Origin of the sequence: Spirosoma pollinicola, from assembly GCF_002831565.1 — a bacterium.
In the GTDB taxonomy this organism is placed as follows: domain Bacteria; phylum Bacteroidota; class Bacteroidia; order Cytophagales; family Spirosomataceae; genus Spirosoma; species Spirosoma pollinicola.
In genome coordinates this window covers 2,594,723-2,606,675 of sequence record NZ_CP025096.1, presented here as the reverse complement: position 1 = coordinate 2,606,675, position 11,953 = coordinate 2,594,723, and the positions used below count along the sequence as shown (strand labels likewise).

The 11,953-nt window shown below is 48.5% G+C and carries 8 protein-coding genes; 5 read left to right on the top strand and 3 right to left on the bottom strand.

The features are described 5' to 3' along the window. Positions 1-179 precede the first annotated feature (179 nt). Positions 180-938, bottom strand: a complete 759-nt coding sequence (gene cobA, locus CWM47_RS11030; RefSeq protein WP_100988029.1) for a uroporphyrinogen-III C-methyltransferase — start codon at positions 936-938, stop codon at positions 180-182. Between the two features lie 280 nt (positions 939-1,218). Here cobA and nirB point away from each other — a divergent pair, with 280 nt between their 5' ends. From nirB to CWM47_RS11005, 5 genes are all read left to right on the top strand, one after another. Then, complete coding sequence (nirB, locus tag CWM47_RS11025; RefSeq protein ID WP_100988028.1) at positions 1,219-3,732, top strand: nitrite reductase large subunit NirB; 2,514 nt, start codon at positions 1,219-1,221, stop codon at positions 3,730-3,732. Positions 3,733-3,788: 56 nt separating this feature from the next. Further along, positions 3,789-4,142, top strand: coding sequence for a nitrite reductase small subunit NirD (gene nirD / locus CWM47_RS11020; RefSeq protein WP_100993830.1), 354 nt, complete (start codon positions 3,789-3,791; stop codon positions 4,140-4,142). Between the two features lie 72 nt (positions 4,143-4,214). After that, positions 4,215-5,699, top strand: a complete 1,485-nt coding sequence (locus tag CWM47_RS11015) for an ATP-binding protein (RefSeq protein WP_100988027.1) — start codon at positions 4,215-4,217, stop codon at positions 5,697-5,699. A gap of 2 nt (positions 5,700-5,701) precedes the next feature. Continuing rightward, positions 5,702-6,379, top strand: coding sequence for a response regulator transcription factor (locus CWM47_RS11010; protein ID WP_100988026.1), 678 nt, complete (start codon positions 5,702-5,704; stop codon positions 6,377-6,379). 222 nt (positions 6,380-6,601) lie between these two features. Next, complete coding sequence (locus CWM47_RS11005; protein WP_100988025.1) at positions 6,602-10,003, top strand: fibronectin type III domain-containing protein; 3,402 nt, start codon at positions 6,602-6,604, stop codon at positions 10,001-10,003. Between the two features lie 18 nt (positions 10,004-10,021). Here the strand turns inward: CWM47_RS11005 and CWM47_RS11000 are convergent, their stop codons facing one another. Further along, the gene (locus tag CWM47_RS11000) at positions 10,022-11,173 is read right to left on the bottom strand and encodes an acyltransferase family protein (RefSeq protein ID WP_100988024.1); all 1,152 of its coding nucleotides are present in this window, start codon (positions 11,171-11,173) and stop codon (positions 10,022-10,024) included. A 34-nt stretch (positions 11,174-11,207) separates the two neighbouring features. Further along, the gene (locus CWM47_RS10995) at positions 11,208-11,864 is read right to left on the bottom strand and encodes a transposase (protein ID WP_100988023.1); all 657 of its coding nucleotides are present in this window, start codon (positions 11,862-11,864) and stop codon (positions 11,208-11,210) included. Between the last annotated feature and the right edge of the window lie 89 nt (positions 11,865-11,953).

Sequence of the window (11,953 nt, the reverse complement as noted above, 5' to 3'; positions counted from 1 at the left end):
TGGCTCTGAAGACAATACAGAAGGGCAGATTGATCAGCGAGTGACCAACGGCAGGAAGATGTTGATTTGCTTTACCTGTTATTTTTCATTTTCTTTGACATGTTTGTGTTTTTCGCATAGACAAACCCTGTTTTGGCCGATCCAAAGGTGCCCCCACACCGGATCGGCTTTTTTCTTTTTTAGTAGGCCATAGAAAAGTTTCGCATGGATTCTGCCAGATAGGACGGATGCAGTGCAACGACTTCGCCGATAACCAGCACAGCGGGCGCCCCCACGCCCTGCTCTGCGGCCAACGACTCCATATTACAGACCTGACCAATTACGCACTGTTCGTCAGCACGTGTACCATTTTGTATAATTGCCATGGGCAAATGACCGCGTCCGGCCTTACAGAATAGTTCACAAATCTCGTGCAGTTTACTCATGCCCATCAAAACAACAACCGTTGCTTTTGATTTAGCCGCCAACTGTAAATCGTCGGACAGTTGACCATTACGCGTAGTTCCCGTAATGACCCAGAAACTTTCGCTAACGCCCCTGCTCGTTACCGGAATACCCTGCGAAGCCGGAACCGCAATACTACTCGACACGCCCGGTACTACTTCGCAGTCGATAGCATACCGCCGGGCATACTCGAACTCCTCAAATCCCCGGCCAAATACATACGGATCGCCCCCTTTCAGCCGAACCACATGCCCGTATTCCTGAGCCAACCGAACGATCAACTCATTGATCTCTTCCTGTGTAAACGACGCTTTTCCAGCCCGTTTTCCCACATAGATTTTCAGAGCCTGCTCTGGCGCAAACTCCAGTAAAGTATGGTTGGCAAGGTCGTCATACAAAACAACGTTGGCCTGCCGGAGCGTCCTGATCCCTTTTAAGGTGATCAATTCGCCGTCGCCGGGACCCGCCCCCACGAGTGTTAGCTTTGGCTTCATCTGACTTTACCTCCTTGGTAGCTATATAGTGGTATTGTACTATAATATTAATTTACCACTATTGTGAATTTCTCGTCCAAAAGTAGAGACGAAATTCTTAAAAACAAGTCTTTTTCGAAAAAATATGTTTCATAATCACCCTATAACGAAATAATTCTTTAGGATTTACCAAAAACACCTCTTACTTTTGACTAGCCTATTTTGGGAGGAAGGAGGCTATTTTATAAGAATAATACAATATTTAAACGGGGTTTTCACAATGTTATAGTTATAATTAACTATGAACACAAACAAAAACAGGCGTGTCGTCGTCATTGGCAACGGCATGGTGGGCTACAAATTCTGCGAAAAATTAGTAGCCAAAGCGAAAAACGAACAACGGTTTACACTGACGATTTTTGGGGAAGAGCCTCGTGTAGCCTACGACCGGGTTCATTTAAGTGCGTATTTCGATGGCAAAACTGCCGACGACCTGACGCTTGCCCCCAAAAGCTGGTATGCCGATAACGGCATCACACTTTACCTCACCGACCCGGTTGTTGACATTGACCGGGAGCACAAAGAGGTTCGTTCACACCACGGTGTTGTAGTGCCTTATGACTACCTAGTCTTGGCTACAGGGTCGGGCGCTTTTGTGCCGCCGGTTGCTGGCGTCGAAAAGGACGGCGTCTTTGTTTACCGCACCATCGAAGATCTCGACCTCATTCAATCGTATGCACGAAAGGCCAGAAAAGGTGCCGTGTTGGGCGGTGGTTTATTGGGCCTGGAAGCCGCTAAAGCCTTACTCGATCTAGGTATGGACGAAGCCCATGTGGTAGAGTTTGCTCCGCGCCTGATGCCCCGGCAAATTGACGAGGCAGGCTCAGGTGTTTTACAGCGACAACTTGAATCGCTGGGGCTGAAAATTCACCTGGCCAAAAGCACACAGGAGATCACCGGCAACGACGCTATTGATGGAATGTTATTTGCCGATGGTTCGCGCATAGACGTCGACATGCTGGTTATTTCGGCAGGTATTCGTCCACGCGACGAGCTGGCCAAAGCGTCGGGTATAGAAACACACCCGCGCGGGGGTATCCTTGTCGATAACTTCCTGCAAACATCCGACCCATCTATTTTTGCCATTGGCGAATGTGCCGTGGCGCACCACATGATTTACGGGCTGGTAGCACCCGGCTATGACATGGCCGACGTAGTCGCGTCGCGCCTGATTGGCGAAGAAAAGGAGTTCAAGCCATACGATATGTCCACGAAGCTCAAGCTGATCGGGACAGACGTTGGCTCGTTTGGTGACCCGTTTGCGTCGGACTGTAAAACAATTGTCTACGAGAATAAGGCAAAAGGCGTTTACAAACGAATCAATATATCGACTGATGGTAAGGAGTTACTGGGCGGCATTCTGGTTGGCGATGCAGAACAGTATAATATGCTCCTGCAAACCTGCAAGAATAAAACCATTCTACCCCCCGATCCCGAAGACCTGATTCTAGGCTCGCGGGGTGGCGAAGAAGGTGGCGCCGGAGTAATGAGCCTCCCCGACGATGCGCTGATCTGCTCCTGCGAAGCCGTCACGAAAGCCATGCTCTGCCACGAAATCGGTGAGAACGGACATACTACCGTCGACGCGCTCAAAAAAGCAACCAAAGCCTGTACCGGTTGTGGAGGCTGTACGCCGATGGTGAAAGACATCATTCAGGGTGTCATGAAGCAGAAGGGCGTCTATGTTCGTACTATCCTTTGCGAACACTTCGATTTCAACCGGCAGGAATTACTGGATTTAGTGAAAATCAACAGCCTGAAAACCTTCGACGCCGTAATTGACCATGTTGGTCATGGCGATGGCTGTGAAGTCTGTAAACCGGCAGTGGCCTCCATTCTGGCCAGTCTCTGGAATGAGAACATTCTGGAAAAAGGTCGCGCTACGATTCAGGATTCGAACGACAGGTATCTGGCAAATATTCAGAAAGGCGGTACGTATTCGGTCGTTCCCCGCATTCCGGGTGGCGAAATCACGCCCGATAAACTGATCGTTATTGGGCAGGTAGCCAAAAAATATGGTCTTTACACCAAAATTACGGGTGGCCAGCGCATTGACCTGTTCGGTGCCCACGTCGGCGATTTACCCGTCATTTGGGAAGAACTTATAGCCGCTGGTTTCGAGAGTGGACATGCCTATGGCAAATCACTGCGTACGGTGAAAAGCTGTGTAGGCAGCACCTGGTGTCGGTTTGGCGTACAGGATTCCGTTTCGTTTGCCATTGAAGTCGAAGAGCGCTACAAAGGCATTCGGTCTCCGCATAAGCTCAAGTCGGGCGTGTCGGGTTGCATTCGGGAGTGTGCCGAAGCGCAGAGTAAAGACTTCGGTATTATCGCTACCGAGAAAGGCTGGAATCTATATATCGGTGGCAATGGTGGATCCAAACCGCAACATGCCCAGTTGCTGGCGACTGACGTGGACAAAGAAACCTGCATCCGTTACATCGACCGATTCTTGATGTTCTACATCAAAACCGCCGATCCGCTCACCCGCACGGCTACCTGGCTCAACAAGATGGAGGGCGGCATGACCTACCTGCGGGCCGTTGTTGTCGACGATGTGCTTGGCATTGCCGATGATCTGGAGCGAGAAATGCAACTGCTGGTCGATACGTTCAAATGCGAATGGAAAGAGGTAGTGGATAATCCGGCACTTCGCGCCCGCTTTGCTCACTTCGTCAACGTGCCTGAAGAAAAAGACCCAACAATTCAATTTGAGTCACTGCGCGATCAGAAGCGGGCCAAAGAATGGGCGTAGTTGACGTGGGTCTGGCACGGGTTCAAACCCGCGCCAGTCCAAAGCAAATCAAACAAATGGAAACACTCACAATAAATAAAGACGAAATTAAATGGCACCCAGCGTGTCAAATCGACCATATTCCCGAAGACGGCGGTGCCTGCGTATTGCTCGGAGGTCGGCAGATTGCTATCTTTAACTTTGCGCGTCGGGGCGAATGGTATGCTACTGATAATCAATGTCCGCATCGCCAGCAAATGGCTTTGTCGCGCGGCATGATTGGCAGTCAAGGCAATGAGCCTAAAGTGGCATGTCCTTTCCACAAAAAAACGTTTTCGCTCAAAACGGGCGAATGCCTGAACGATGACGGCTACGAAATTGCCACATATCCCATCAAAGTAGTGGATGATGTCGTGTATATTGGACTATAGTGAGGATTGTCTGGGCCAGGCCAGAACGGTCTGCCATAGCGGCTTGGCCCAGACGCAAAACCCAAATACTTCATGCCTCAACTCGATCAACAGGTAGCCAATCGGTTAACACGGTTTTATATGATAGCCCTCACTGTCATTGCCGTGCTGTCTCTGAGTGGGCTACTGTTTATCAAAAAAACTATTAGTACCCACTACGACGACAGCCGGGTGGTAAACGTAGCCGGACGGCAACGGATGCTGAGTCAGCGACTAACGAAACTGGCCATGCTGCGAATTGAGGGGCTTGCTACTGCCGATACCGTTTCGTTCGACTCGCTACTTCACTCCTGGAGCCAAAGCCACATTCAGTTACGGAATGGCATGCTTCGTATGGAAAAGGCTTATTCCGTGCGCAAAAGCGATCAACTGGACCGTATGTTTACCAGTATCGAGCCAATATTTCAGTCTATTTACAAGAGCTTTGGGCGAATCAATAATCCGGCAACGACGCTTGACGAGAAAAGAGCGGCACTTCAGATCATTTTACGGGATGAGTTTTCGTTTCTGCAGCAAATGAATGACATCGTCTTTCAGTTTGATACAGAAAGCTTTGATCAGGTAAAACGGCTTGAACGCATTGAATGGCTGCTCACTATTGCGACTTTGTTGACACTATTGATTGAGGGTCTATTTGTGTTCAGGCCTGTTGTCAATCACACCAGGCACGTCATTCGCCGGTTGGCCCGGTCGGAGAAAGCGTTGCAACTGGCGAACAGCCATATGGAAATTGCCAATCGGGAGCTGGAAGCAACCAACCTGAATCTGGCGGCTTCCAATCAAAAATTAGTTGACACGCAGAAAGAACTGGTACGCACAACGGAAGAAAAATACCAGTTACAACTGGCCGAAGACACCGTTCGATCGGCGGCATTGCTGGAAGGACAGGAGGAAGAGCGTCGACGGTTTGCGCGCGAACTTCACGATGGCATTGGCCAGATGCTCACCGGCCTGAAACTGCATGCCGAAAAACTAAAATCGACCACCTTCGCAGACGAGAAACAACGGCAGCGGTTTGCAGAACTGTGCGACCTTATTGGCGATACGATCCAAACCACCCGGCAGGTTTCTTATAACTTAATGCCCTCAACATTAAGCGACTTTGGTTTAAGTCCTACCCTGCAACTCCTGGCTGAGCAAACGACACGGGCATCAGGTATTTCTATCGTTTTTATTGGCCCGGCGAATGCCAAACGGCTCAGTCCGGCTATGGAGATCGGTTTATATCGTATTGCACAGGAAGCTTTGCACAATTCCCTGAAGTATGCAGAAGCGCAGACGATAAAAATTACATTGCAACAGAATGCGCTGAAGCTCCTGTTGACGATTGAGGATGACGGAAGAGGATTTGTCATAAAGGCATCGCCAACTGATAAAAAACCATTGCCCATCATTAACGGCCTTGAGAATATGCGCACTCGAACCCGTTTGCTCAGTGGCGATTTCACCATTACATCGAAGCCTCGAAAAGGGACGAGAGTGCGGGTTAGCATCAACTTATCTGATAACCTTCACTAGTTATGTCGATACGAATTCTCATTGCTGATGACCATTCCGTAGTACGAAAAGGCATTCGGATGTTATTGGAAGATGAACCGGATATACAAATCGTGGGCGAAGCTGCCGATGGCGACGAAGCGATCGACTTGCTGGCCAGTATCAGCACAGATGTTTTGCTACTCGACATCACAATGCCCCGTATGTCGGGAATTGAAGCGCTAAAAGTGATTTCGCAGCAATACCCCACTGTTCGGACGCTGATGTTCAGTATGCACGACAACCCGGATTATATTCTGAAAGCCGTGCAACACGGTGCTGCGGGTTATTTGCTTAAAGACACGGGCCTGGAAGAAATATTGCGGGCCGTACGAACGGTTGTCAAAGGTGATTTATACTACCCACCCAATGCATCGTCAGTAATAATTCGGAGCCTGGTTTTACCATCCAGAAATCAGCTTAATGACGCGATAACGCCTAATACCACCGTTTCCTATTCTATCTGGAATCGCATAACGTCCCGTGAAACCCAGGTTCTTACATGCCTGATCGAGGGTATGAGTAGCCCGGAGATAGCTAATAAATTTGGTATAAGTCCAAACACAGTAGCCAATCAGCGGGCCAGTATCATCCGCAAAGCGGGGGTTAAAAACACTGTCGATTTAATCCGTATAGCACTGGAAGAGAAAAGAAAAAATTAGTTTCTATGACACAAACCTGATGGAGAAAGGGCGTTTTGGCAGTCTTTTTTTATTTCAAAAAATAATTTAATAAGTAACTGATTTACAGCAGATTAAACCTAAACGTTTATTCTTAACCGTTTAGTAGAATTATTCTTATCCATCTATTGCCAGAACAAAAGTTAAAGTGGACATTTGAGGCTTCCAAGTGATTAAATTCATGCTGATCACCTGGGGGTAGTTATGCGAACATCCCGCACTAATACACTTGTTATCCTGTTCCTGTCGATGGCTTTACATCAGCTATCAGTAGGGCAAAGCACACCTCAGTCAACGTCGCTTGCCTGCGGTACAGTTGATCTGACACCAGCCCAGACAACATTTTTAGTGCAGGAAGCAAACCTGGCGTTACAACGCAAGCGTGCCTCCAATGCCGCTTTCACCGCTATTACTTATGTACCTATCCGCCCGCACATCATTCGGCAGAGTGATGGAACAGGCGGGTTCAGCCTAGTTAGCTTGAATCATGTACTAGCAGCCACCAACAAATATTACTTGTTAAATGGGTTCGGCATTCAATTTTCTTTTGCCGGAACTACGCCCGATTACATTGATAACGACGACATGTATGAACAGTATGGCAGTCAGTCGGTAGATGCTTATGATGCCCATGATGCGCTAAACCAGTATTATGTCAATCGGTTTCAGAATCCATCATTAGGTGGCTATGCTTCTTATCCTAACAATTCCATTAACTCAACCCGGTCGTTTATCCTGACCGGTTCTAAATCTGAAGATGACTTAGGTAATCGACTGATTCCGCATGAGTTAGGCCATACTTTTGGCCTTATCCACACATTTGGCCAAAATTCAGGAACCGGGATACTTGGTACCGGCGTAACGAATGAGTTAGTCACGCGGGGAGCCGGTGCCAACTGCGCCACAGAAGGCGACTTAATTTGCGATACCCCCGCCGACCCCTATAATATGGGTGACGCAAACCTTTATTCTGTTAACGGTTGTCCACAGTATGATCCGGCCAGCACGGCCCGAGATGCCCATGGTGACGCCTACACGCCGTCCATTACCAACATCATGTCATACTATTTTCCCTGCACACACGATTTCACTCCCGGTCAGTACGACCGAATGCAGGCGGGGTTAGCCCTACGTCAAACCCACACAGCCTATACCCTCGACGCGCCAGCTACTAATGTAAATCCCGTCAGTCATTTGGCCGCAACCAGTAATGGCGGGGCCGTACTATTAACCTGGCAGGATAATGCCACTAATGAAATGGGGTATTTCATTGAACGATCTACATCGCCCACGACCAATTTTGTTCCAATTGGCGGAACGGGGCCTGATGAACTACGATTCATAGACAACCAAACGACACCGCTAACACAGTATTACTACCGAATTCGCCCTTCCAATACGAAGACTGGCAGCATTAGTTCGACGGCGTCTTTTGTCATACCCATTGTCCCCCCCGTAACCGGACTAATGACAACCGAACTAACCGGAAACAGTGCCCGGCTTAGCTGGAATAGTCTGGGAGAAGGAACAAGATATGACGTTCAATGGAGACAGGTAGGCGCAGCCAATTGGATATTAATCACCGGCATTAATGAGACGTATACATCAATTTCGTTAAGCGGTAATACGGCCTACGAATGGGAAGTACGAGGAATAGGTAGTGTTGCCTATTCTGGCCCTATAAACTTCCTGACGCCCTGTTCTACACCAACAAACCCTGTCAGCTATCCGGCAAGGATAACAGCAGCCCTGTCCTGGAATGGGACTATAAACGAACTTTATACCCTTCAATGGCGAACCATAGGCGCAACTGCCTGGAATACGATTAGTGGTCTGACCAGCACTACTACTCTATTTGGTATCACGGGCTCTTACTCACTAACGGGTCTCGCTTCCCAAACACCCTATGAGTGGCAGGTGCAGGGCGTTTGTCCAGGTTCGCCTACCGTAAATTCGGATTTTACTCCTCTTCGTTCGTTTACAACGGAGGCTTGCCCCTCTCCTTATACAACTGTTAGTAATCCAGGTGCCGAGTCGGTTACTATTTATTTTTCTACAGGCAATATAGAACCAGGCATCTACGCTGAACTTCGCTATAGACCGCAGGGAGCACCTGATTGGCATACGGTCAGCGGGTTGCCCAACGTGCTGTATGGTGGTGGTAGTTACACAGTAACGGGCCTGACAACCAACACGACCTATGAATGGCAGCTTAAAAATGTTTGCGGAGCCCTCGAAAGTTCAACCTATACTTATCTGAGTACCTTTTTAACCACTTGCCGAATTCCCAACGGCTTAACCAATACAACTACGTCCACAGGAGCTACTCTCCAGTGGTCGGTAAGTTCTTCGCCAGATCCGGCTACCGCATTCACCCTGCAATACCGACCCGTGGGTAGGCCTGGCTGGACCACTGTTGCCAGAAATACACCCTCCTGTTCGTTAACCGGCCTGACTGCCGGCACTACCTATGAGTGGCATGTGCTGACAAATTGCACCGCTAATGTTCAGTCTGGCTACTCCATAACCAAAACATTTACAACTGGCTGCAATCAACTGGTAGCGAATAACCTGAGAAGTTTGCTTGTCACCTCATCGTCGGCCCGATTGGTCTGGACTGTCGTCAATGATCCTGGGGTTCAGTATTACATTAGCTACAGAGCCGCAGGCGCAGCCAACTGGACTGAAATAAATGCAATACCAGCCTCATTGACAGGAGGTTATTGTAATCTGACGGGATTAACTAACAATACTACCTACGAATGGCTGATCGCTCCGCTTTGCCCCGATCAGCCGGGGCACTATATCGCTGGCCCTACATTCACGACCCAGTGCCAGATTCCCCTTATTCCGTATACAAATGTCAAGATTACATCGGCCTCATTATACTGGAATGAGATGGGTATCGATGTGCGTTACGAAGTACGCTATCGCCTGTCGGGCACATTGGACTGGACCACCATTGGTAACCTGCTCACGAACACCTGTTCGCTAACGGGTTTAACCGGCAATACGAGGTATGAGTGGCAGGTCAGAACGAAATGTGCGCTGGGTGACTATACAGATTTCACCTCACTGGTGCAATTTACAACGTACTCATGTAGTCTGCCTGGATTTGGATCGCCACCTACAACGAACGTGACGACAACTTCAGCTACTCTGAACTGGACTTATTTTGACGGAGACGCATCCACACGCTATGCCATTCGATACCGGGAAGTGGGCTCTACTACCTGGACAATACTCACTAACTTACTTGGTACGCCCATTTCCAGTACGCTAATTCTTAACGGGTTAACACCCGGCACAACGTATGAATGGCAGATCAGAACGATTTGCTCAGCCACCGAAAGTTCTGCCTTCACAATATCAACCATTTTTCAGACCCGCACACCCTGTTCCAGCATGTATACCATTCAAAGCGGAACCTGGAACGACCCGACAATCTGGTCTTGTAACCGCGTACCCGTTAGCACTGATATAGTACTAATCAAGCATATAATACTTGTACCGGTCAGTTATATAGCCAATGCCCGACAGATAAATGTCGATACGGGGCAAAAATTGAGTTTTGGAACCAATGCTCAACTAAAACTTGGGTTATAGAACGTACCGAAGACGCCTTTACACCTTGATGATCACATTCTTCCGGTACATCCACCACAATATGCCGAACCAGATCAGCACAAACGTCAGGGCACCCGCCAGCGACGCATTGATTGGATCGGCAAAAGGTGGGGCAATAAAATTACGATAGAGATACTCCTTCGACCCCAGTTCCGTACCGTCGGGCTGCGTAATGTGAATCAGGTTCATAATACGCGGAATCAACCCCGACAGAAAAAAGACCGTGATCGCATTGACGCCAAACGCCACAAACGGCAAAACACCCCATGTATGGTATTGAACATCAATGAGCCAGTAGCTCAATGCCAGTCCAAGCATGGCCAGACCGCCCGCCAGCAAAACAAATGAACTCGTCCAGAGGGCTTTATTTATGGGGAAGAACCCATGCCAGATCAATCCGGCGAGGGTCACCAGGCAACCGGCGGCAAAAAGCCAGGCTACTTTCTCGGCTGCCGGTCGATTGCTCTGTAACCAGCGGCCGGTCAGCATACCCAGAATTCCAGTCCCAATGGCGGGAAGTGTACTGAATATACCTTCAGGGTCCCATACTTTGGCCGGTTTATAGACGTGCGCGGGGGTAAGAATAACACGGTCGAACCAGGCTGCGAGGTTGGTTTCGGGTTCGAGGTTAGCATAGCCTACTCCCGGCACCGGCACTACGGTCATGGCAAGCCAATAGCCAACCAGTAACCCGCACAGAATGTATAACTGCTGCCGGGAACTGGTTTTTAGAAAAATGAGCGAACAAGCCAGATACACTAGTGCAATCCGCTGCAAAACACCCGGAATACGAACGACGGAGATGTCAAATTTGGGAAAGAAATTCAGAAACAGGCCCAGTAAAAACAAGGTTATGCTGCGTTTCACAATTTTACCGACAACGCCTTTTTTCGCTTTCCCTCCGTCCAGCGCAAACGTAATTGACACCCCGACAATGAAGAGAAAAAACGGAAAGATCAGATCGGTAGGCGTCCAGCCGTTCCAGGGCGCATGTTCGAGAGGAGCATAAATATGGGCCCAATCGCCGGGATTATTAACCAGTACCATAGCGGCCACCGTCAGGCCCCGAAAAAAATCGAGCGAGAGCAGACGGGTTGATGTATATGAAGGTGTACCTACGGGCTTTAGCCCGTATTGCCCGTCACCCATTTCGTATTCTGTTATTTCTTTATGTCTCATTCAGTCAAAATCGTTCACTTAAATACGTGTATGGCCAATCCTGCCAGTTCGTAACAAAACCTGCTTTAACAGGGTTTTGCAGCGTATAATTTATAATCCGCTTAAGTTCAGCAGCATCCCGTACATAATGGTCGTAACTCTCCGACTGCCAAAAAGCACCCCTCCGGCCCATAAACTGATTTGCTTTAAATGCTGATCCACCTTTGATGATACCCAGGCTTTGAAAAAGCTGTTGATAGTTATCATTTGTGACATCTTCATCAGGCTCTAGTGTCTCCAGTTGATTCGCGGTATCAACAACCAAATGGACATGATTTGGCATAATGCAGTAAGCAAGTAATTCATAACTTTTACCATTGGCCTCCCGTATCTTATTAGCGACAACAGCAGCAATACTCGGGTTTCTGAGCCAGTCAGGACCATGTTGACAGGCATCAAGTGTACGTTCGATACGAGCAAAATACCGTTTTTGTTCCCGATAAACCACATCGGCGGTATCATCTGCTTTTTTTTCTTTCAGATGCTTTATTGTTCGCTCTCGTTCGGCTATAAGCTCTTGCACAACATGAGCAGGCAAGGCGCCCTTCAGGCAAAACGTCACAAAAAAAGTAGCCCCAACGTATTGAAGATGGGGCAGATTACGGGTATATTCTATCTTCATCAGCTTACAGGTTTACTCCTGACTCTGACGAAATTTGATAAATAAGTAACTCTAAACGTACCCACGGGTTTTGACCCGTGGTAATTACT